This window comes from Streptomyces sp. NPDC059718, assembly GCF_042733315.1.
GTDB lineage: Bacteria > Actinomycetota > Actinomycetes > Streptomycetales > Streptomycetaceae > Actinacidiphila.
In genome coordinates this window covers 43,714-67,028 of record NZ_JBHWGA010000040.1, presented here as the reverse complement: position 1 = coordinate 67,028, position 23,315 = coordinate 43,714, and the positions used below count along the sequence as shown (strand labels likewise).

Here is a 23,315-nt window from a genome sequence, read left to right as displayed (position 1 = left end):
CATGAGGCTGCTGTCTGCGGGGCTCGTCGCTGCGACCGTGTTGACGACCGTGCTGTGTGTCTGGCTGGGCTGGAAGCTGTCCGACCAGCGCGCGGCGGAACAGCGCCGTCAGGACATCTTGGCTGCGGCCCGCCAGTCGGCGCTGAGCTTCACCTCGCTCGACTACCGGCACTACGACCGGGACAGCGCCAATGTGCTGGCGAACGCCACCGGCGAGTTCAAGAGGGAGTTCGCCTCGCAGACCGAACAACTGACGAGGCTGGTCGCACAGAACAAGTCGGTGTCCGACGGACAGGTCCTGGAAGCGGGCATCGTGCGGTACGACGGGCGCTCGGCCCGGGTCCTGGTCGTGTCCGACAGCGAGGTGACCAACAGCGCCGCGCCCGAGGGCCAGGCGCGCACCTACCGGCTCCAGCTCGACCTCGCGTATGTAGCAGGTCGCTGGTTGACCTCCGACGTCGTGTTCGTGGGCTGACCCGGCCGTGAGACCAACAATGAGGAGAGACACCGTGGCGAACCGGACCTTCCGCAGCACCCGCGGCACCGGCTCACCGGCCCGCCGCACCATGACCGCGGCCACCCGCGCGGCGGCCAAGCGCGCCGGGCGGCCTGCGCCTCGCGAGTGCGGTGACCACCAGGAAGATCAGACCCGCTCCGGGCGCACCCTGCTCGCCGATCCGCCGCCGAACGGCTGGGAGGACCCGCCGGAGCCCGAGTCACCCGAGTCGTTCGAGGGGAAGACGGAGGGCGGTGCGTCCCCGCGCAACGCCGGGCGGGGCGTGCTCACCGCGGTGCTGGGCATCGTCCTCGTGGCGGCCCTGGTCGCGGCCGCCGTACTCGGGTGGGAGTACCAGCAGGGGCGGCAGGCGGAGCAGGCCCGCGACGAGGCCCTCGCGGCCGCGCGGAATGCGGCGCCGGTCGTGCTGTCGTACGACTACCGGCACCTGGACGCGGACTTCTCCCGTGCCCGCACCCTGCTGACCGGGCACTTCCGCGACCAGTACGGCAAGACCACGAAGACGGTGGTCGCGCCGACCGCGACGAAGTACCACGGTGTGGTGAAGGCGACCGTGGCGACACCACCCGACGGTGACGCCCCGGCGGTGTCCGTCGTGTCTGCCACACGGGACCGGGCCGTCGTCCTGCTCTTCGTCAACCAGATCACCCGGAGCACTCAGGTCCCACAGCCCCGGCTGGACCTGAACAGGGTGCGCATGACGCTCACCCACACCAACGACGGCTGGAAGGTGAGCGGCGTCGACGCCCTCTGACCAGGCCTCCGTAAGTGCCCTCGCGCGGTCGCGCGGGGGCACTTTTTCGCGGGGAACGGGCGCGGCCGGATTTGGGCTGGCGGGCTTCACTGCGGTCGGGCTGCGGTGGGCCGGGCGACGTTCTTGCCCCCGAGCGGTCTGCCTCACCAACTCGGGCCAACCCCCCTCAGCACCCGTCCGGCCCGCTTCGAAAAGAGTTCGGTTTCTCGCGACGGACACCGCCTGCCTCCCCGTAGAGCAGATGAAGGCTTCACCCGTACCGCCACCCTTCATCCGACTCGCGAATCCACGAGGTACCTGTGGCTCTCCGCTTCGCACGTCGTCCTCACCACCACCTGCGGTCGCGGGGGCGTCGCGCCGTCGGGTTGCTGGTGCTCGTCGCCGGAACCCTGCGGAGTGCGCCGGCCGGCGCCGCGACCCCGTCCTCCGGATCGGTCAGCGACACCGCGCTCACGACCGCGTGGAGCGCCGGGCCCTTCGCCGTCCCGAATGTCTCCGGCAGTGCCGGGACGGTGAGCTGCGGGCATGGGCAACCCTGCGACGACTACGCCCTGAAGGTGTCGGTGCCTGCGGGCTACGACGCCGGTCACAGCCTGCGCATCGACGTCAGATGGCCGGGCTCCGCCGCCGACTTCGACCTGTACGTCCTCGATGCGGACGGCCGAGAGGTGGCCACCTCGGCTTCTTCCAGCGATCCCGAGACCGTGCTGCTTCCGGCGGTGTCGGCGTCGTACACCGTGCGCGTGGTGCCGTACGCGCCGCTCGGCGACAGCTTCAACGGCACCGCGAGCCTGATCGCCGCTCCGGCCGATCCGCCGCCGAGTACGGCCACGCCGCCGACGTACGCGAACTCCCGGGCACCCGACGGCATCGCGGATGCGCACAACGCCGGTGAACCCTCGATCGGCGTCGACCGTGCGAGCGGCGCCGCAATGTTCCAGGCGTACACGTCGACACTCAAGGTCACCTACGACGGTGCCGGTGCCGCCGCATGGCAGGACAAGAGCGCGAGCGCGGCCAACGGCTGCCCCCAGGGAAGCACCACCAGCCTCGACCCGATCCTGTTCACCGACCCGGTCACCCACCGCACCTTCGAGTCGCAGCTCGCCGGCAAGACCGCCCTGACCTGCTACACCGACGACGACGGTGACATGTGGACGCCGACGGGCGGCTCGGGCATCAACTCCGGTGTGGACCACCAGACCATCGGTGGCGGCCCCTTCGCCACGGGCGGTCCAGGCACCGTCACGTCGTACCCGAACGCCGTCTACTACTGTTCCCAGGACATCGCCGACGCCTCTTGCGCGGTCAGCCGGGACGGCGGTCTGACCTACGGTCCCGCCGTTCCGATGTACTCGCTGCTGGACTGCGGCGGCCTGCACGGGCATGTGAAAGTCGCCCCGGACGGCACGGTGTACGCGCCCAACAAGGGCTGCGGTGGCAATCAGGCCGTGGCCGTCTCCGAGGACAACGGGCTGACGTGGACCGTCCGCAAGAACCCGTCCAGCACCCCCGGGGACTCGGACCCGAGCGTGGGAGTCGGGGCCGGCGGGACCGTCTACATGGGCTACCAGAACAGCGACGGCACGCCGCGTATCGCCGTCAGCCACGACAAGGGCAAGACGTGGCTGTACGACCAGAACGTCGGCGCGGCCCTTGGTATCAAGAACATCGTCTTTCCGGCCGTGACCGCGGGCGACGACAACCGCGCCGCGTTCGCCTTCCTGGGCACCACCACCGGCGGCAACTATCAGGACGCGGCCAACTTCACGGGCGTCTGGCACCTGTACGTGGCCACCACCTACGACGGCGGCCAGTCCTGGGTGACCGTCGACGCCACCCCCACCGACCCGGTTCAGAAGGGGTCGATCTGCACGGGCGGCACCACGTGCGGCAACGACCGCAATCTCCTGGACTTCATCGACGTCACCACCGACGCCCGGGGTCGCGTGCTCGCCGCCTACGCCGACGGCTGCACCGGCACCTGCGCGACCGGAGGTGCGCAGAACTACGACGCGCTGGCGTCCATCGCCCGCCAGTCCTCCGGCAACACGCTGTACGGCGCGTACGACGCCTTGATCCTCGGCCGCACAAGAAGCCCTAAGGAAGCCACTAGATGAAGCCATCGCCCCCGGCTGCCGTACTGGCAGGAGCCGTCCTCAGCCTGGCCGCGGTCACCGGATGCTCGGCGGCGAACAAGCACGCCGAGCCACCGCGGGCGACACCGTACGCGGCGAAGCACGCAACCGATCCGCCGGCCGGGAATGCGGTCGGCGTCGCGCCCGGCGGCTGTCCCACTGCCGCGTCACTGCCGCTCCCCAAGGACTTCCCGGAGAACCTGCCCGTGCCCGACAGCGCGGTCGTGACCTCGGTGGTTCACCGCACCGGCGGCCGGCTCGTCGTCGCCACCGTCGTACGGGGCGGCTTCGACACCACGCTGGCGTTCCTGCACAAGCGGCTCCCAAAGGCCGGCTACATCCCCAAGGAGGGCGAAGTGGAGGAGGACGACGCCGAGTCGAACTTCTCCTCCACGAGCGTCCGGGGACGCTGGACGCTGCGGAAGATGTCCGACTGCGAGGGAGGGGTGTACCTGACGTACCTGACGTCTGCTGTCTCCTAAAGCCGGCCCCGGCCAAGCCCTCTCCTGACCGGTGAAACTGCAAGGGGCCACCTTTCGCGGCGAGCGGTACCACGTGCGCCGTTGACCGAGGGGTGGCCTCCCGGACTGGAAGACCCCTGGTGAACGCATGCACCGCGAGTCTGATCGGCCAGCCTGACGCAGCAGTCGGCCGGGGCCGTATGCGGGGCCGGGTTGTCGCTGGTGCGGTGGAGAATGGGTCTTCGCAGGTCGTCGTGTCCGACTGCAGGCTGGGAGCGCAAGCCCTGACCAGGAACTCGGGACCCGGCCCTGCCTTGTTCCTCCCGGTGTCCACCTCGCGCGTCCGCCCCCGTGGTCCTGGGACCGGGGGCGTTCCCAGCCGAGGAGATCGGGGGCACTTCTCCTCGTCCATCGGTCCCGAGCGGTGGCGACGGATCGCGGGTGCGGTGGGTCCCGGGGGCAGCCGGATCAGGACCGGGGGAGGTCCAGGGAGTCGAAGCGGCGCATGAGGGCGGGCTTGGCCAGGTGGGCGGCCCGCAGTTCCCCGGCCCGCCGGTCGAAGTCGGCGGTGCCACCGGTGCGGGCCTCCAGGGCGCGCAGGTCCGCCAGGAGTGCGACGGCGGCGTCGTAGGCGCTGGCGTTCTTCCGGGCGATCAGGTCGTCGACCTCACGCCACGCCTGTTCGGTTCTCTGGGCGAGCTTGGCCAAGCGCGCTTCCTGTGCTTCGGCGGCGGCGCGTGCGCGGGCCTGCTCGGCCACGGCCCGCGCGTTTCGCTCGCGCTGCCTGTGGTCGGTACGACGGCGGTAGGCCGTGTCGAGGAGCTGGGCCGCAGTGCGCCGGCCGATTACGTCACGAGGGCCCGGGATAGTGGTCGCCGCCCGATAGCGGGCCAGGAGTCGGGGCCCTGGGGACGCGGTGGTCAGCGCGGCCTCGACCAGCAGGGCGTCCTTGTCAGCGGCGGGAAGACCCGCGACGAAGGCCGCCAGGGCCTTCCGGTCCAGGACGTCCGCGGTGGCGGGCCGGCTGTCCTCGGCGGCGACCGCCAGCAGGTCCGCGTCGACGCGGAGGAATTCCGCCAGGGCCTGCTGTGGGCCGGTGAGCGAAGCCAGTCCCGCGGGGACGGGCGGCTCGACCTCGCGGGCGTAGTTCTCCTCGTCGTCCTCCGCAAGCTCCCAGGCGGTGAGCCCGGCAAGCCACGCCACGTACAGCGGCCGCAGGTCTCCCGCCGCGAGTTCGGCGCGCAACCCCACGAATGCCGAGAGCGTGTAGGACGTCTCGAATTCCCACTCGCAGCCGTCCTCCGAGGACACGGAGAAGTCCAGCAGCGTGTGTCCGGACCGGGTCCAGACGCCGAGCGCATCCTCCATCGCGTACGCGGTGGCCTCCTTGGCCGGGAGCGAGCCGTCGGGCAGACGTAGGACGAGGCGACGGCTGCCCCAGTTCGCGTAGTACAGATGAGCGTCGTAGAACTGCTCGACCAGCTTCGTCGTATCGCCGCGGAAGTCGCCCCAGTGGTACTCGTTGACGAAGCGGGTCGGGGTGATGTCGGCGCGGGTGGACAGCGCGCGTACCTGCCTGACCTGGTCCTCGTCCAACGGGCAGTCAAGCGCGAGGAACTCGTAGTACTGGTACTCGCTCACGACTTGGCAGCCTACCGGCCGTACACCCTAGGTTCGGGTCAGCCGCGGAGCCATCCGAACAGCCCATTGCCGCGCCGCTCGCGTTCCCACTCCGCCTCCGCTTCGGCTCGCTCGGCCGCGACGCGCTCACGCTGCGTGCGACAGTGCGGGCATTCATCGCCGCGGGTCAGGCCGGGGGCATCGTCGGGGTCGACCTCGCCGCCGCAGGTCGGGCAGGGCCATAGTGAGGCCTCCCATTGCCGGTACTCGTCCTCCCGCCGACGCCTGTCCTCCTCCTCGGCGGCCCGCTGGGCGGCGCGACGTGTTTCCTCTCGATGACCGTAGGCATGCAGGTCGTCGGTGTTGCGCAGGGCATCGGTGAGGGTCTGGGCTGAGCCATGTCCGAAGCGCCACCAGATCGCCCCGCACGGGCCGTGCTGCCGCAGCCGGTCCAGTGCGGTGGCCAGGACGGGCACCGTGCCGTCGTAGTCCCGGTACCCGTCCCACTCTCCGGTGTTCCCTATCGGGCGACCAGGACGCCACGTGCCCTGCCAGTGCTCCTCGGATAAGCGCGCGACCTCATTTATCCGTGTTTGGAGGGCCTTGAGACCAACCTGCTTGGTGAACACGAACGCCACTGGTGGGAAACCGTCGCGACCGGAAGCCTGCCAGAGGGTCGACCACAGTGGGACTTGCTGCCCACCCTGGTCCTTCACGGTGCGCTGGAAGAACCGGCGGTAGCGAACAATCTTGTCTGCCACCTTGGCTGGCGGTTCGGTGCCGTTGTCCACCTCCACGAACAGCACCGGCAGCCCAGCCTCCGGCGCGGTCAGAACCGCGTCGGCTCGCAAGCTGCCCTTGCCCGGAGCGGTGAACGTGCCAGTGACGGGGAGAGCGACCTCGGTCTGCCAGCCGTTAAGGACGCCCAGCCCTGGCGGCCTGACGGGCAGCGGCATCGTCGACCCGCCAGCGGGCAGTGTGTCACGGCGTACGACCGGCTTGGTCGGCTCCGGCGGTGACTGCAGGAACGCGTCGATGGTGTCGGTCACCTTCACCGCGTGCGCCGCGCCGCCCCTGGCCGCCACCCGCGCGGTGCCGCCCATCTCACCGAGCGACCGGTCCAGCTCGGTCGCGGCCACCGCCAATCCGGCCGTGGTGAGATTCCACAACTGCTCACTGACCAGTCGCCCTGCCGGGTTCCAGCTCGTCACCTTGCCGACCGATTCCACCAGCCCGGCGTCGCGTAGGTCCTTGCACGCGTTGCGGACAGTCTGTACGTCGGCGGTGCCCGGCAGGACCAGCTGACGCAGCTGCGCGACCGTAGCGACCTTCACAACGCCGAGCGCCAGCAGGACCAGACTCCGCGTCCGCGCCGTGGACCCGAACCGCCATCGCTTCGCACTCGTCATCGCGCTCGCCCTCCCCACCGCTCCCGGCGCCGCACCACCCCACCCGCGGACCCACCGTCCGCGCCGCCCCGGCGGCAGCCGGTGATCCGGGGCTGGGGCGGGCACCCGGGGCCCCACCTCGCGACCCCTGCACGACCACTCCACCACCCCCCACTGACACACAAAACAAAGAACAGCAGGAGTAAAGGGGTTGTCGACGCGTCCACCATCGGCCAATGCGCGGTCTGACCTGCGGCATCGCTGCACACGAGGTGGAAGGTCACCGTAGGGATCGGTGTAGGGAGAAGTGTAGGGAACGGTGTTGGGGCGTTTGTACGCACCGACGGCAAGTTCGGGCCACTAGCCGGATATGCCCCAGGCCGTGCACCGCGTCCTAGCCGCCTCACCACTCACCGCCCGACTTCCCCCGACAGCCCATGCGCCACGAAACGCACTCCCGGCCATCGGGCCTGCTTGAAGCACGACGGAGAGCGGCCAGCCCGAGTGGAAACTCACCGACTACTGCGGCCGCACTCACCGACCAGGGCTGACGCGGCGGTCGGTAAGTGGTGTCGATCTCATGCACTGAGCTTCGCGGTGGTTCGCGAACTCCGGCGACGAGCAGACGGGCACACTTGGCATCAGCCGACCGACGGACATCGCGAGGACGCGGGGGCCGGCTAACCTGAGGAGCCGCCCGCTGAGAACGCCATCGTTCTCGCGGGGTCCGGGGCGTGTGAACGTCTGGAGGACATGCCGAGAGGGGGCGATCATCACCTCTGGGCATCTGGCCTGGGGCAGCGCGGCGACAGCTCCCGTCTACGCCCCGTCCCGCTCCTCCGGCCTCAGCACGTACGTGCCCATGCCCTTCTCGGAGCGCGTCAGCCCCTCAGCACGTACCCGCTCCATCGCACGCTGAGCCGTCGAGTTGACCACACCGAACTCAGCCGCAATCTGCACCACGCTGGGGACCTTGCTGCCAGGCGGATAGGTGCCGTCCGCGATCCGCTCAATGATCACGTCAGCGATCTGCGGCCACATGGCCCGGGTGCGATCGATCATGGGTCTACTGAAGCGCTCCGAAGTGTTCTCAGCATCCGAAGCGCACTGAGGTATACCGAGGTACACTGAGCCCTCAAACGAAAACGCCCCTGGGAGATCCGGGCTAGGGATCACTCAGGGGCTGACCGAAGAATGGAGCTTCGGCTATGCGGAACCCTATCGCCGCGCTTACCGCGTGGCTCCGACCCGCTCGTGGAAAGCGCCACGCGGCCGAGCCGGCGCAGGCAGTCCATCTCGTCCCGCTGTCCACGCCTCGGCCCTTACATCCGAGTGCGTGGATCGAGGCTGACAGCCTTCCACTCGTGCCGTGGTACCTCGTCGACCACGAGTGCGCCCAGGAAGCACGGCGACAGCGCGACCGGCGAAGGGCACTGGCACTCGCCACGATGGGACAGGACTACGTGCCGGAGCGCACGGCATGACTGACGCTGTGGCGGGGCTCCGCCTGCTGCCGTGGGACGGTCCCAACGAGAAGCCCGCATACACCCCCGACGACAATCCCGATGGCATGATCGCGCGACTCGCCGACCGCATGGAACGCGAACAACTCACCACAGCATCAGACCTGCTTGAGCTTGCCCGTCAGATGCTCGCCGTTACCGAGCCACTGACCTCGGACCAATCGCGCTTCGTCGTAGCACGTCTCTGCGATGCGCTGTCGAACACGCTACGGGTCGCCGAGTCGCGCGGCATGCGTCTGACGACCGGATCCACCGATGAGTAGGCCCGAAGCTCCGCTGATGACCGTGCGCGTATCGCGTGACGGCGGGCGGACGTGGGGGCGCCGCCTGCGCTTCCACAGCAGCGACAACCTGAAGCCGCTTCAAACTTCCGTGTGGCCACCGTGCGAGTGCCGCCGATGCATGCCGAGACTGCACCGCACATAGTGATCCACCCATACGAAGGACCCGTAGCGGCCTGCACAGCCTGGGTCGCTACGGGCCTTGGCAGCCCTCGACGCCCATCCGCCGGAAACCGCGCATTCTGCATACGCCGCCCGCTCCGGCCCCTAGCCAGCATCCGGACATGCCCGACCGATGGTCGGCGAAGTAGCGCGCCCGCCTGCTCGTCGCCCACCAACGGGGAACAAGGGGCCCTCATTTCATAGGTCCCGCGCCACTCACCAGCCGCCCTCCTCCCCATCACGGACGGTAAGTTCGCAGTAGTTGGCGAGTGAGCACTCCAGCCGACCCCTTACTGCTGCACCTCAATCAGGCACAGATGAGATATTCGAACACCAATCGAACGATGCGCAATCAGGAAACACTGCGGTCACCGACTGCCCGGTGCGGGGCGCTTTGCCTGATGCGCAAGCAGCGTGCGTCAGAGTGCGCAGTGGCGAACACCTGACGGGCTCGAGATCATGCTTCTGACCCTGGGCAGGCTCGTCGGGGGGACCGTGCTTCGCTAGTCGGTTGCGTTCAGCGAGCTGACCTCGTCATGGCGTCCCCATCGACAGACAGATCTTCGGCGTGCGGATCGAGCGGCACATACGCCCCCGGGATGGAACGGTCGGATGACTGTCGCCATCCACTCCGCTAGCCACGGCCTCCTGCTGGTCGCCGCACTCGCATCCAAATGCGCCAAACCAGGCTCCCACGTGGGCAAGACGGTGTGGGCCAAACGCGACCTGCCGCAGGCCCTCTCGCCAGTCGCCCCTCGGTCCCCACCTTGTCCGGCCCGCCACCGAACCAGCGACCGACGAGGCTCACTTCGTCACACGGCGGCAACCTGTCGCTCCAGGCCCACCAGCCCGCGCAGCTTGTCCCGCGTCTCCGGGTCCGTCGAGTACACCACCGTGCCGACCATGCCGCGCGTGAGCAGGACCTTGTATGTATTTCGGATCAGGCGGTCCACGTCGGCGTCGGGCGTGGCCTTCTTGAAGACCGGGTCCTTGGACTTCGTACGGTCAGTGACCCAGCGGTCCGTGCGCCAGACCAGGTCGGGGCCGATGATGACGCCGGACCAGTCGTACTCGAAGCCTTGTGCGGTGTAGACGCAGCCGATCTGGCCGAAGCCGGCCGGGTCGGTCGCCCAGAGTGCGGACGGGGGCGCCCCGGAGATGGCACGTTCCCCTCGCAGGTTCCAGGGGCGGGCCCAGTCGCCGATGACGACGTCCGCAGGGAGCGGTTCGCCGGGCTTGGGCTCCGGGGACCACGGCCAGCAGTAGCCGGCGGACATGCGAGCCCCATAGCCCTGCGCGCGACGGTCTTCGAGGAACGCCTCCATCTCCTGTGGGCTCTCGGCGACGAGGAGTTGCATGCGATCGTCGGGCTCCCATGTCACCGAACCACCGGACTCCAGCCCGAGGAGCCGCACCACCCACCTCAGGTATGCGTCGCTGCCGCCGCAGCGGAACTGACTGTCCAGCGGGACGACGTGACACTCGAGCCCCTTGCGCGCAGCTGCCGCCTTGATCTCGGCCACCGTGCCCATCTCGCCGGGTCGTACCACCTGGTGCTCGTCGAGCAGGAAGACGGGGACGCGTGCGACATCGATGAGCTCGTCGATCTGCGGTCTGCCCGTGCGGTGGGCCGCCGAAGTGTAGCGATTCGCCGAAGTCTCCCGGATACGGTGGGCCTCGTCGCAGATCACCACATCCAGGGTGTTCTTCTCTGCCGTCATGAAGCTGTTGAAGTACTTGAAGAGGTCTTGCACCTCGCGCTTGCGGGCGCCCGCGACCTTGCGCATCGTCTTGGTGAACGACTGCGAACCGGTCGCGTGCAGAGCTGGGGCACCCTGCCGGTACAGCTCTCCCAGCAGGGACAGCGCGATGACGCTCTTGCCGGTTCCGGGTCCGCCGGTGACGACCACGACCTCCTTGTGGTCGGAGTGCTTCGCCTTGCGTACGGCGTTGAGCACCATGCGGTAGGCGACCTGCTGTTCGTCGAGCAGTACGAACTGCTCCCGCTCGCGCACTTCCTGCGCCGCGACGGCCATCAGTTGCTTAGACGGGACCGTCTTGCCGTCCTGGAGCTCGTCGGCGGCGCGGGCGCCGGAGTGCTTGTCGCTCAACTTGGTCCGGAGGTAGTCGAGGAACGCTCCTCGATTGTCGGCGGTGAACAACTGCCCTTGGTCGTCGCGTTCGATCTCGCGCAGTCCGCTCACGCCGAACTCGGTCGCGTTGTGCAGGTACGCGACTCCGCTGACGCGCTCCGGGTGCTCGGCGACCGCGCCGTTGAAGTTGACCAGGTACTCGCAATAGCGGCGTACCTGCTCGATGGGGTTGAGAACGGGACGGGCGTAGGCGTCGACGTGGCAGAGTTCCGGGTCGTCATCGTGCGGCGTGGCCTGGCTCCACTGCTTCAGCTCGACCACGACGTAGGACGGTTCCCCACTGACCGGGTGCAGCCCGGCAAGCACAGCATCGGCGCGCTTGCTGTTCAGAGGCAGCGCGTACTCAAGCATGATCTCCACGTCACCGAGGCCTGCGTCACTGAGCGCCGCGGCGAGAACCGGAATGCTGCGCTCCCAGGAGCGGGCCTCGGAAGGCCCGGGGCGGTAGCCATGCATATGGACGAACTGCTCGGTGAGGTGATGGAAGAGCGAACCGTCATGGGCCATGACGGCGACCGTCCTGGCTGACGCGCGGAGCAGCAAGGAATTCCCCCAGGCAGCACGAAGTGACTCGTGCGGGTGGGGGCATGTCCTTTGAGAGTCCACCGGGGTGGAGCGGAAGCCCGTCGGGCCGCAATGACGATGTGATCAAGGGTACCCATTGCGGCAGATGACAGTGAAGATTCTTCACGCAAGGCGGGTGCGAGGCTCACCGCCCAGCGGCCCGAGTGACCTGCACGGAGCCGGGGCGACGTTCTCGGAGATAGTGGAGCCCGCACCCTGAGAGTCGTTGGCGACGGCATCGCCCTCCTCACCGCAGCCCACGTGTCCTCCTACGTCGGCCTGCCCCGGTCAGCCCCGCTCCTTCGCCGTCACGCGAGGCGAGCACCCACCGAGCGGCGGCAACACAGTTACGCCCTGCCCTAGCCTCGTTCGTCTCGATCAGCTGTCCGGAGCCTGGGCCTAAACGACAGATGCCGGGCCTGCGGAAAGACGTCCGCCCAGACACTCCTCCGCCTCGCCCGCCACCGCGTCAGGTCCTGCTCGCCATGCTCTGCGACGACACGCTCTACGAACCCAGAACCCCACCCCTCACTTCATGAAAGACATAGAGGCACCTCAACCCCGAACAGCGCAGACTATGGCTTTGCGAAGAGCGCGTCCTACGTATCGAAGCTCCGGCATGATGCCCTTATGACGGACGATGCGGACCTGCGGGCGGCTGTGGCAACGTTCGACCGGAGCACCGTGTCAGGAGTTGAGACAGCCGCTGAGGACGAGCGCAAGCAGGTGCTGTCCCTGTTCTCCCTGGAGGAGTGGGCGACGATGCCACTGTCGCGCTACGCCCTGGGGCAAGCCGCACCGTCCGGCAATGGGCCGACGTACTGCCGGTTGCTGGAGTTCGGTACCCCGAACCTGGGCAGCATCAAGGGCGGTAGCGCCGGGAAGCACATCATGTACCACCACAACTCCGGTGAGTGGCGGCTGGCGGCGCCCCTGCGCGGGATGGAGCCGCAGGATGCGTGGGTGGAACTTCGCGGACAGTTCGCCCGGGCTTTCGAGGCCGCTGCCGCACAGGACTTCGACGCCGTTGACGATCTGGAGGCGTTGCGCTTCGGCCCGGCGCTGGTGACGAAGTCCCTGGCAACCTACTTTCCCCAGCATTTCCTACCCATCTACGCTGCCGAGCACCTACGCAGATTCGTCACCTTGCTGGGCGGCGCTACAGAGGCGGACGCTCCAGCCTGGCGCACCAATCGCCGACTGCTGGACCTCGTGCGGAACCGCGAGGAGTTCGCAGGCTGGGGCGGGCAGGAGGTGATGCACTTCCTGTACGAGAGCTTCGATCCGCGTCCACGCCAACGTGCCATTTGGAAGATCGCCCCCGGTGAGCGGGGGCGGCTGTGGGAGGAATGTCGCGACAGCAACATGATCTGCGTGGGCTGGGATGAGCTCGGCGATCTCAGCCAGTACCAGAGCGACTCCGAACTGAAGCAGGCCCTCGACGCGCACTGGCCTCGCAGCAGCGGCGGCAGCTTGACGGTCGCGCGTCGGCTACTGGCCTTCCGGGACCTGGAGGCCGGCGACCGGATCGTGGCCAACCGCGGGGTGGACGAGGTCCTGGCCACCGGCACCGTCAACGGGAGCTATCGCTTCGAGGCAGACCGCTCCGAGTACCGGCACCTCGTACCCGTGGCCTGGGACGTCTCCCCCGCGCGGAAACTACCGCCACAGCACGGCTGGCGGTCCACGTTTGCCAAGGTCGACCCGGCGCTCTTCGCCAAGATCACAGCGGGCCAGATCAGCTCCGCGGGACCGCAGACATCCAGCCCGTACAATGGTGTGCCGGTCACGCTGCCCGAGGACGTCCAATCCGTGCTCGAGGCCCTGGAGCGCAAGGGACAAGTGATCCTGCACGGGCCGCCCGGCACGGGTAAGACCCGGCTTGCGCTTGGTGCCGCCCTCGCCGTGGCCGGTCGCGCAGAGGCGCTCGACGCCGCTCCAAATCAGCGGGCCGTAGCCCAGGCCGACATGTTGCGGGACGGCCGCGCCCACATGGTCACCTTCCACCCCTCCTACGGCTACGAGGACTTCGTGGAGGGCTTCAAGCCGGATCTGAACGCCACGGGACACGGACTCACCCTGGCGCTCACCGACGGCGTGTTCCATACGCTGTGCGCCCAGGCCTCGGCTCGCCCCGACGAGAACTTCCTTCTGATCATCGACGAGATCAACCGTGGCGATCTACCCCGCGTCTTCGGCGAGTTGATCACTCTGCTCGAACTCGACAAACGCGGCCTGCCGGTCGCGCTGTCGGTCAGTAAACGTCCCTTCTCCGTGCCGCCGAACGTGCGGATCATCGGGACGATGAACACCGCGGACCGCAGCATCAGCCACCTGGACGCCGCCGTACGCCGCCGCTTCGCCTTCCTTCCCGTCGGCCCCGACCCGGACGCGGTATCCGGTACGGTCGGCCCGCTGGATCTCGCGCAGTTCTTCGAGTCCCTCAACACCCGCATCAGCCGCCACCTTGACGCCGACCACCAGATAGGGCACGCCTACCTGCTCCGTGACGGCGAGCCGATCGCCACCGACGGGGACCTCGCCGCCGCCTTCCACCACGAGGTAATCCCGCTCCTGGAGGACTACTGCCTGGGCCGGGCCGACCTGCTGCACCGTATCCTCGGAAGCCTGGTCGACCAGGACACCGGACGTCCCGCGCTGATGTCGCCGCCTGACCTTGCCGCCGCACTGGCAGCCGAGTTCACCAGCGGCACACCAGGCCCCGATGCCTGACGGCACGGAAATCCGGCTCGGCGAGTACGCCTCCACCCTGCTGAGACACGAACAGCTCACGCCCCGGGACGTCGACCGACTACGTGCCCTCCAAGCGCGCGGCTGCCTCAGCCTGGACCAGGTCCCTGCCGGATGGCGACTCAAAGCCGACTCAACCGTCGGCATCCTGGTGCTGGACCACATCCGCCTGGTCATCGAGCCCAAGTTCGCCATCCCAGGCGAGCACCTCATGAGCTGGCTCGCCTACGCCCTCGGCGCGCCCGCACCACTCCGAGCGACAGCACGACGCTGGGCCACCGGCCCCGAAGGCTACGCAGACCTCGTGGCCCAAGCCCTGCTGCAGCAGTGCGAACAACTGGTACGCGAAGGATTGCGCCGCGACTACGTACCCCATCAGAGCGTGGGACCTGTCCTGCGCGGACGCCTGGATATCGCAGCCCAAGCCTCCCGCCGCTACGGACAACTGGATCAACTGCACGTGCGCACCTTCGACCGGGAAACCAACATCTGGGACAACCGCATCCTGGGGACCGCACTGCGAGCAGCACTCACCCTGACCACAGGTCTGGACCTGGCCCGCGACTTGCACTCAATCGCCCAAGCCTTCCCGCAGGCCCCAACCACCGACGATGCCCTCCGCGCACTGGACCGCACCCAATACACACGCCTGAACGCCCGCTACCGTGCCGCCCACACGTGGGCCCGCCTACTGCTGTGCGGCGGGGGCGTCACCGACCTCCTCACAGACCACGGCACCAGGGCGGACGGCCTCCTGCTGGCCATGCCCGCCCTCTGGGAGGCGGTCGTCCGCCGCCTGACCATCGAGGCCACTGCTCCGCACGGCGGACATGCTGTCCCCAGCAGCGGCAGCAGCGGAATCACCGTGCGAGGCGACCTCGGCAGCACCTCGACCTTCCGGCCAGACGTCCTGCTCAGCCTTCCGGAACGTGACACGATCTCACGCACCCTGTTGCCAGTGGACGCCAAATACAAGCGTTACGACCGCCACAGCGTCGCTGCCGCTGATGTCCACCAGCTCCTCACCTACAGCGCCGGCTACACCCCAAGCGGTGATCCGCTTGCGGTCATCGTCCACCCCCGACCCGGTGAGCACGCTCACCGCATCCTCCAGATCGGCAGCCCGCGCGGCAGCCTCGGAAGCATCCACGTCCTCGGCGTCGATACCCGCGCACTCCCCCAGCAGGCCGCCGCGTGGATCAGGTCGGCGCTGCCCTGGCCCGGCCGCTAATCGGCGCCGCCAGCCCACCGCGACCAGCAACGCCACGGACCGCAGGGCCGTGCCGTGACGAGATAGTTGCAGTCGAGGCGACAGCAGGGGGGATCCGCTACTCTGCGGTTCGCTCGGGGCACCTCAAGCGATGCGGAACCGGTCAGTTGCCGAACAACCAACGCTCGATCTCGTCCGGGCACACATGCCGACCGAGGCGGTCGGTCTCCTCACGTGCCCAACGAGTCAGGAGTGTGCAGTAGCGCTGGTAGGTCTCGGGAGGCCAGTTCCCTCCGCTCCGCAGGGAACGCCATCCACACCGCTTGTTCAGGGTCTTCGCGACCTGGCTGTCGAGGATGACGCAGGGATGTTCTGAGGAGCCGCCGCCAGCAAAGTAAAGGTACTTGGTGAAGAAGGCGGGTCCCAGGTAGGGCAACCGGGTGCCCGTGAACAGCCGCCAGTACGCGGCCTCGGGGTCGGTACGGGCTAGCGAGGCCGCTTCGCGTAGCGCGGCGGCTGCTGCGGCAGTTCCCTCGCCGATGGCGTCCAGTCGGCGGTGGTTGTTTCGCAGTTTGAACCCGCTGCCCCAGGCCAGGACGTGCCACAACAACCGGAGAACGTCCTCATCGCTATCCAGGGGTGCAGCGGCCATCGTGAACAGAGCGGCCCTGCCGATCGAGTTACGGCCCGAGCCGTCCGCAGGTGCCGTGATCGGCCCGCCGGGCAGGCCTCGGGATTTGAGCTCTGCGTTCCACCAGGTGACTGGCACGGTGATCGTGTGGGCGTGGATACGCTGGGCACGCGGCAACGCCAGGGCCGCTTGGCCCTCCGGTGGAAGCGCGAGCGAAGTCAAGTCGGACCCGGGATGCGTCACCTGCGTGATCCTGCCGCATGGCAGCGCGCGAGGGCGGCCGAATCCCGGTCTCAGCGACGCTTTCCAGCGAACAAGTCACAAGCCGGGTACCGGTCCGCGAGTGTCTGATGTCCAACCAGCGCGCACGGGAAGACGACTGGCACCGGTCAGCCTCCAGAATCCGGCGACCGCGCGCAGGGCTGAGAGGCAACTGGCAGAGTGATCGTCCATGGCGGGCCTTTCCGGAGCAAACGATGTAGTGGTGCACGGCAGCGATGTCGTCGATGTTCCAGTCCTGGTTCGGAACGCGCCCGACAGGCGCCCCACGCCGCACTGGAAGACGGCCAGCGCGCCATGGCCGAACACCGGCACGGTGCCACCGCACGGCTGGTACCTGGTGACGACCACCTGGCGGGAGATCCTGAAACATGCCGCAGGTGTCGGCCGTGACGTCACTCCGTGGATCGTCACCCTGCCGCAACTGGCCTTCCAGGAACTGCTGGCCGGGATCACGCCGCTCCAGGCCTATCTCACCATCGAGGTCATACCGGAGGATGAGCAGCAGCTGGGAAGCACAGGCCGCCGGCTCGTACCGAGCGTGGTGCACACCCACGGCGCGGAGCGCTCGGCCAAGGGAGCCTTCGGCTACCGGCTCGGGATGACCATGGCGCAGTGGCTGTGCTGCGGACAGATGGGGCTTCCGGCGACGCGGCACGTGGAGTCCTGGCCGCCAGCAGGCTTGCCCGGCTTCGACGATCCCAAGAAGCGACTGCCCGACCTCGCAGGTCGGCACCCGCATGACAGCCGCCCGTGGTGGCTGATCGAAGCCAAAGCGGGGCTGAAGATCGGTCTTGGGGAACTCAATGAGGGGCAGCAGCAGCTCATCAGCGGGAGCGCGCTCATGGGCGACGTCCCCCACCGTCTGCTACTGACCGGCACCAGCATCATCGACCAGATCTTCATGACGCTGGACGACATCCCCAACCCCCGAGGCTGGGGTGGCAACGGAGTGGGGAGCGGCGTGATCCCGTCCCCCGGTCCCTTCGGCGGCAACGATGCAATAGGGGACGACGACCTCGCCAACGACGATGCCTTGCTGGAAGCGGCGCTCGATCAACTGCTTGTGTACCTGCATCTGCGTTACGGACCCGCTACCGACCTGCGAGTAACGCCGTTCGCCGCCGGCCCACGATCCCGGCGCCAACCCGCAGGCGGCAGCTTGCTCCCTCTCGAAGACGATTCTCAGACCCGTGACCTACGCCGCGAGCTTCGGGCACGCAGCCAGCCAACCGCCCGCGATCTACGGCAAGGCGGCATCACGGATTTCATCTCTGCCCCGATCCCCGGAACCGGCGTACGTCTGGGGATGTCCAGGCGGCTCTTCGCCGCCTGCCAGCGGTTCCACCAGGAACAGGTCCGCATCGTGACGGAGACACCCGACAGCTTGGCGGCCGCCCGCGCCGCGCAGGATCACCTCTTTAACAGTGAGGATGACCTAGAAGCCATGTTGCGGCAGGCGCGGGGCCGCTTCCGGGAGCGCGAGATCACAGAACGCGAATGGGTCCGCGGCCGGGTTCGGAACGGCTACGACACCGGCGGCGAGCAGGACTGGGCCGAGCTTCTGGGTGGCGTGGAGCCGCAGGTTTCCCTCGATGAGGGCGGCCTACTGGAGGCAGCAGGTACATCGTCCTACGTCGCTGTCGAACCCACCGAACCGCTCCGGTCCGCCTCCGCTCGCCGCCGACCCTGACCGGTGTAGCTGATGCGCTGCATTGCCCCCGTGCGCGTGCCAGGGGCAAGAGGTGCATGAGGTCTGGCCTTCGTGGTCATCATGTTCCTCAGGTAGCGGCAGGCCGATTGCCATCGGGGATTCCTCTCGCCTGCGATGCGCCCGTGGCACACCCGCAATCCCCCGCGGGTTCTTCTGCGGCACAGCGCCATGACCGCAGATGACGCCGCCTCGGCACGCCCGGCTCACGGGCCTTTCCTTCCGGCGCATCGCACACACCCGGACAGATCGGAAGGGAACCTGTACCGAGCCTCGGCCCCGGTGTCGAGCTCGTGTCGCGCCTAGGGCACAGGTTCGCCGGCAGGCACTTCACCAGCACGCATACGGGAGACCCCCCTGCCGCGGGCTACACAAATCCACTACGATCTCCACACTAAACTGCCTCGATGGGGAGACTCGGCGATGTTCCCCCACCGAGGTTGAGAACGCGCTCCAGGGGTGGGGTCTAAGGCGAGCACCATGAAGACGTGCATGGTGGCGCCCAGGAGCTCTCACCCTCCCCATAAGCCTCCCGAACGGGCATGCTGGGAAAGCGTGGTGATAATACGGTGGCCAACTGGGCAAGGCGGGCGTAGCTCACAATCAGCTGTCTGATGATCCGCGCCCTGTGGCCGGGCTTAGCAAACAGGACATGGAAAGGCGCGGTGAACGTCGGTGGCGGCAGCCAACGGGTCGGCATCCCCTCAACCGAAGCCAGGACCGAAGCCCGCCCCGCCCAAAGTCCAGCGGTGGCACCAGACCCGCACCTCCCCTTTCCCCTGGGAGCAGGACGCTCTCGACCACATCAAGCGGCTCATGCCGCAGACCGAGCCCTACCGCGCCTGGGCCACGTTCTCCTTCACCGCCTCCTCCGGGCGCGTGAACGAGTGCGACCTGTTCATCGCTGTGCCACGCGGCCTTTACCTGCTGGAGCTCAAAGCCCACCCCGGGCGTCTGGTCAACCACGGCTCCACCTGGTCTTTCCAGGGCGACGACAAGACCCGCACCATCCCCAATCCCCTGCACCTGACCGACCTGAAGTCCAAGGAGCTCAAGGGCCAGCTGGAGTGGGCCGCTCGTCAGCTCTACCCGCGCTTGCGGATCCCGCGGGTGGAGCCTGCCGTCTTCCTCTCTGACCCTGGGCTGGTCAGCCAGCTCGACGAGGTCCAGCGCATCCGTGTCTACGGGCGGGACGGCGGCGCCAATGGTCTGCCCGGCATCTGGCAGGACCTGCTCGGCGCGCCCCCGCAGCGGGAAGGCCAGCGCATCACCGCGGACTTCGCGCGCCACCTAGACGAGCTGATGCGCAAGATCGGTGTCCGGGCCTCCACCGCGCACCTCGATTTCGGTGACTGGCGCCTGGCTTCGCGCCCTCTTGACGCCGGCGGTACCTGGGAGGACCGCCTCGCCAAGCGCGAAGGCCTGGTCCACGAGGAGGGCCGGGTCCGCGTCTACCTGGTCGAGCTGCAGGCCACCGAGACGGCCCGTCGCTCCACCGAGCGCGCCGCGCTGCGCGAGTACCAGGTCCTTCAGGGCATCGCGCACCCGGGCATTGCCCAGGCCGTCGACTTCCGCGAGCACCAGGGCGGCCCGGCCATCCTGTTCCGCCATCGCCACGACGACCTGCGGCTGGACGACTACCTCGCCGCACACGGCGCCCGGCTCACCGACGAGACCCGGCGCAACATGGTCCGCCAGCTCGCGGACGCACTGCGCTACGCCCACCGCCGTAGCCTCTACCACCGTGCGCTGGCCGCCCGATCGATCTACGTCACCGCGCGGCCCGACGGGGAGCAGCCGGTGCTGCGCATCACCGACTGGCAGAGCGCCGCGCGCGACTTCGAAGCCACTTCGCTCCGGTCGCTGGGCAACAGTCCACTGGGCGAGGAGCACATACAGGACGCCGCCGAGGTGTACCTGGCGCCCGGCTTCGATGAGGAGTACGCAGACCCGGTCGAACTCGATGTCTTCGGCCTGGGTGCGGTGTCCTACCTCATCCTCACCGGTACCGCTCCGGCCGCCCGCCGCAGCGAGCTGATGGCTCGGCTGGGTGCCGATGGCGGCCTGCACCCATACGCAGTCAGCGACAGCATCGCTGCTTCCATGGATGAGCTCGTCTACCAGGCCACGCGCGGTGACGCGGCCGACCGGTTGGCGTCTGTCGATGCCTTTCTCAAGCAGCTCGATGCGGCTGAGCAGGACGTCAATTTCCAGGCCGCCGCAGCCGAGGCCGACCCGCTCACCGCGACCCCCGGCCAGGCTCTCGACGCCGAGTGGACGGTGGTGCGGGTATTGGGCAGCGGTGCGACGGCCCGTGCCCTGCTGGTGCAGGACGCCTCCGAGGTCGGAGCAGGAGTCCTCCAGCCCCGCGTGCTCAAGGTCGCCCTGGATGCGGAGAAGGACTCCCGGCTGCATGCCGAGGCAGCGGCACTCAAGCAGGTCGGCGGCGGCCGCATCGTCCGGCTGCTCGACGGCCCGCGAACCCTGGGCGGGCGGACCGTCCTGGAGCTGGAGTACGCCGGCGAACAGTCCCTCGCGCAGCGCCTGCGTGGCCAGGGCCGTCTCACCTACGACGACCTGGAGAGCTTCGGCGAGGACCTTTTCAAGGCGCTGGAGGAGCTCACTGCCAAGGGCGTCCGTCACCGCGACATCAAACCCGACAACCTCGGTGTCCAGCGGGGTGCGGACGGCCGCGAGCATCTGATGCTCTTCGACTTCTCCCTTGCCGATGTCCCCGACCGTGACCTCAAGGCAGGCACCAGGGGCTACATGGACCCGTTCCTCGACCACGGACACCGTCGCGAGTACGACGACTACGCAGAGCACTACGCCGCAGCCGTCACCCTGCACGAGATGGCCAGCGGGGAGCGCCCCGTCTGGGGCGACGGGACCGGCGACCCCCGCACGACCAGCGACGAGCACCCGGCGCTCGCCGAGGACCTGTTCGAACCCGGCCTGCGCGAGGGCCTCACGGCGTTCTTCGCCCGCGCCTTGCACCGAGACACCGCCCGTCGTTTCGACTCCCTCAAGCAGATGAGCGCGGCCTGGCGCGATCTGTTCACCCGCGCCGACGCGGTTCCGCCCGCCACCACCCCGGCCACGATCACCGCCGACGCGACCACCTTGCAGGAGATCCGCGACGCCGCCGCGCAGGCAGCCGAGCTGACGACGGAGCTGATCGCCGCCGGGCTGTCCCCGCGTGCCGTTTCCGTGGCCGCGGACCTGGGCGCGAGCACGGTAGGCGAACTGCTGGCCCTACCACCTCACCGCTTCTCCCAGGCGCGAGGCGCGGGCGTACTCATCCGCAACGAGCTCAAGCGCCGCCACAAGCAGTGGACGACGGCGCTGCGCCGCAAGTCCGCAGCCGGGGCGGCAGAGACCGGAAAGACCTCCAAGGCCGCCGGCGCGTCGGCCAAGGCGGCCGCGGGACCTTCTGGGACCGAGAAGGCGACCGTCGATCAGATGACCGCCCGCGGCTCTGTCGACCAGCTCGCCGCGCTGCTGACACCCGGACCCACCCGCGCCAACTCCAACAAGTCCGAGGTGCTCCGTGCGACCCTCGGCCTGCCGGGCGACGGCCTCGAGCCCGAGCCGTGGGAGGGAAACCTCGCGCCCTGGCCCACCCAGGTCGCCATTGCCGGCGCCTTGGGCACCGCCCAGCCCACCGTCTCCCGGCACCATGTCGCCGCCATCAAGGAGTGGGCGGAGACCGGATGGTTGCAGCACATACGCAATGAGCTCGTGGCCATCCTTGACGCGGGCGGCCGTGTGATGACCGCCCAGGAGCTCGCCGTCGAACTGCGCGTCCGCCACGGCGCGGGTCCCGACACCCCTGCGCGGACACTGGCCAAGGCCCGTGCCATCGTCCGCGCCGCCGTAGAGGCTGAGGCTCTGCCCGAAGGGCGCGACGAGGAACACCAGCCGCGGCTGGCCGTCCTCCGCCGCGGCGAGCGGGTGCTCATCGCCCTGGAGTCGCTGCCGGGATCCGACGCACCCAGCGCCCCCGACCTGGCCGACTACGCCGCCAAGCTGGGCGCGAAGGCCGACGAGCTGGCGGCGTCCGATCCTCTGCCGGGACGGGCCTCGGTGGTGCGCGACCTGCGCGCCGTACCTATGCCCGAGGGCATGGCGCCGCTCGCCGAGACCCGCTTGGTCGCCCTGGCAGCGGCAGTGGCGACAAGAGCGGCGGCATCGCCGAGGCTGGAGCTGTATCCGCGCGACCTCGCCCTGGACCGGGCACTGCGCATCTCCCAGGCCCCGGCCGGTGTCCGGCGCGAGCTGGGCATCACCGTCGAGGACCTGCTGGCCAAGGTCCGCTACCGCTTCCCGGAGCTGGACTTCGGCGCGCCTACGCACGTCACGGTCGAGGACGCGCTCAAGAAGGCGGACTTCCCGCTGGAGTACGACACTGCCGCGCACTGCTTCCGGCCGCCCGCGCCCTCGGTGAACGGAACTCAGCTGCGCAGCGGGGTGTCCACGGGCACCGTGACCGCTGCGGGCGGCGCCGCGATGGGAGCGGCAGCGGCCGGACGCAACCCCGATGCGCTGCTGGAGGCGAAGCTGCGCAGTGCGGTCGAACGCGGCGGGTTCGTGGCCCTGAACGTGCACCTGAAGTATCTTGCGGGCGCGGCGGAGGCGGTGGCCGGCGCCTTCCCGGTGGTGCCGATGAACCTCGCGCAGGTGTTCCTGGCGGAGTTCCGCGCCTTCGCGGGTGAGCGCGGGACGGACTGGGCGAAGGTGCTCGGCGCCGACACCACCTTCACACGCTCCGGCGAGCTGCCCGGGGGCTTGCGCTCGTACGTCGCGCGGGTGTGGCCTCGGGTCGCCGAGCGGATCGCGCAGACGGCACGAGAGCGGCAGGGCGAAGTGCTGTTCGTGCACACGGCCGGCCTGCTCGCGCGGTACTGGGAGGCCGGCGGGCGCGAGGTCCTGATCGACCTGCAGAACGCCGCACGCCGGGGCGGGGCAACTCCGCACGGGCTGTGGCTGCTGTGCCCGTCGGAATCCCCGCGCGGAGCCTCCCACCTCGACCGACGCACGGTAGAGGTACTGGGCGAGGCCGAACGGGTAGTACTGGAGCGGTCGTTCCTCGACACCTTGAGGGCAGACGCGGCCGAACCACTGGTCATCTGAGCGACCGCCGCGCCGGGGGTGGGCGGGTGCTGGTGTTGC

General features: G+C 68.8%; 14 protein-coding genes. 9 read left to right on the top strand and 5 right to left on the bottom strand.

The genetic code is table 11. From position 1 onward, the window contains the following. Window position 1 precedes the first annotated feature (1 nt). The 4 genes from ACFV3E_RS34305 (at window position 2) to ACFV3E_RS34290 (ending at window position 3,891) form a co-directional block, all read left to right on the top strand. Window positions 2-475, top strand: a complete 474-nt coding sequence (locus ACFV3E_RS34305; RefSeq protein WP_500538477.1) for an Rv1363c family protein — start codon at window positions 2-4, stop codon at window positions 473-475. Between the two features lie 34 nt (window positions 476-509). Then, window positions 510-1,271: an Rv1363c family protein gene (locus tag ACFV3E_RS34300; protein ID WP_500538475.1), complete on the top strand. Its 762-nt coding sequence runs from the start codon at window positions 510-512 to the stop codon at window positions 1,269-1,271. A gap of 299 nt (window positions 1,272-1,570) precedes the next feature. Beyond that, complete coding sequence (locus tag ACFV3E_RS34295; RefSeq protein WP_500538474.1) at window positions 1,571-3,391, top strand: sialidase family protein; 1,821 nt, start codon at window positions 1,571-1,573, stop codon at window positions 3,389-3,391. Then, complete coding sequence (locus tag ACFV3E_RS34290) at window positions 3,388-3,891, top strand: hypothetical protein (protein WP_500538472.1); 504 nt, start codon at window positions 3,388-3,390, stop codon at window positions 3,889-3,891. The genes ACFV3E_RS34295 and ACFV3E_RS34290 overlap by 4 nt, the downstream gene beginning before the upstream one ends. Window positions 3,892-4,338: 447 nt before the next feature. On the opposite strand, the gene ACFV3E_RS34285 is transcribed toward ACFV3E_RS34290, so the two are convergent. The 3 genes from ACFV3E_RS34285 to ACFV3E_RS34275 form a co-directional block, all read right to left on the bottom strand. Further along, window positions 4,339-5,511: a hypothetical protein gene (locus tag ACFV3E_RS34285; protein WP_500538470.1), complete on the bottom strand. Its 1,173-nt coding sequence runs from the start codon at window positions 5,509-5,511 to the stop codon at window positions 4,339-4,341. A 38-nt stretch (window positions 5,512-5,549) separates the two neighbouring features. Continuing rightward, window positions 5,550-6,899 (bottom strand): replication-relaxation family protein, encoded by a 1,350-nt coding sequence (locus tag ACFV3E_RS34280; RefSeq protein ID WP_500538468.1) that lies wholly within the window; start codon window positions 6,897-6,899, stop codon window positions 5,550-5,552. A 798-nt stretch (window positions 6,900-7,697) separates the two neighbouring features. Continuing rightward, the gene (locus ACFV3E_RS34275) at window positions 7,698-7,940 is read right to left on the bottom strand and encodes a winged helix-turn-helix domain-containing protein (protein ID WP_500538466.1); all 243 of its coding nucleotides are present in this window, start codon (window positions 7,938-7,940) and stop codon (window positions 7,698-7,700) included. A 418-nt stretch (window positions 7,941-8,358) separates the two neighbouring features. On the opposite strand from ACFV3E_RS34275, the gene ACFV3E_RS34270 reads away from it, so the two are divergent. Next, entirely contained in the window at window positions 8,359-8,664 is a 306-nt protein-coding gene (locus tag ACFV3E_RS34270) for a hypothetical protein (protein WP_500538464.1), read from the top strand. A 992-nt stretch (window positions 8,665-9,656) separates the two neighbouring features. Here ACFV3E_RS34270 and ACFV3E_RS34265 read toward each other — a convergent pair. Next, window positions 9,657-11,540 carry a DNA/RNA helicase domain-containing protein gene (locus tag ACFV3E_RS34265; protein ID WP_500538462.1) on the bottom strand — a complete coding sequence of 628 codons (1,884 nt, stop codon included), beginning with the start codon at window positions 11,538-11,540 and terminating at the stop codon, window positions 9,657-9,659. A 651-nt stretch (window positions 11,541-12,191) separates the two neighbouring features. Between ACFV3E_RS34265 and ACFV3E_RS34260 the strand changes: the two genes are divergently transcribed. Both ACFV3E_RS34260 and ACFV3E_RS34255 read left to right on the top strand, forming a co-directional pair. Continuing rightward, the gene (locus ACFV3E_RS34260) at window positions 12,192-14,294 is read left to right on the top strand and encodes an McrB family protein (protein ID WP_500538460.1); all 2,103 of its coding nucleotides are present in this window, start codon (window positions 12,192-12,194) and stop codon (window positions 14,292-14,294) included. Then, window positions 14,287-15,543: an McrC family protein gene (locus ACFV3E_RS34255; RefSeq protein WP_500538458.1), complete on the top strand. Its 1,257-nt coding sequence runs from the start codon at window positions 14,287-14,289 to the stop codon at window positions 15,541-15,543. The genes ACFV3E_RS34260 and ACFV3E_RS34255 overlap by 8 nt, the downstream gene beginning before the upstream one ends. A gap of 142 nt (window positions 15,544-15,685) precedes the next feature. Here the strand turns inward: ACFV3E_RS34255 and ACFV3E_RS34250 are convergent, their stop codons facing one another. Next, complete coding sequence (locus ACFV3E_RS34250; RefSeq protein ID WP_500538456.1) at window positions 15,686-16,396, bottom strand: 8-oxoguanine DNA glycosylase OGG fold protein; 711 nt, start codon at window positions 16,394-16,396, stop codon at window positions 15,686-15,688. A 208-nt stretch (window positions 16,397-16,604) separates the two neighbouring features. Here ACFV3E_RS34250 and ACFV3E_RS34245 point away from each other — a divergent pair, with 208 nt between their 5' ends. Together ACFV3E_RS34245 and pglW are read left to right on the top strand one after the other, a co-directional pair. Then, window positions 16,605-18,125 carry a gamma-glutamyltransferase gene (locus tag ACFV3E_RS34245; RefSeq protein WP_500538454.1) on the top strand — a complete coding sequence of 507 codons (1,521 nt, stop codon included), beginning with the start codon at window positions 16,605-16,607 and terminating at the stop codon, window positions 18,123-18,125. 693 nt (window positions 18,126-18,818) lie between these two features. After that, window positions 18,819-23,276 carry a BREX system serine/threonine kinase PglW gene (pglW, locus tag ACFV3E_RS34240; protein WP_500538452.1) on the top strand — a complete coding sequence of 1,486 codons (4,458 nt, stop codon included), beginning with the start codon at window positions 18,819-18,821 and terminating at the stop codon, window positions 23,274-23,276. Window positions 23,277-23,315: the final 39 nt, after the last annotated feature.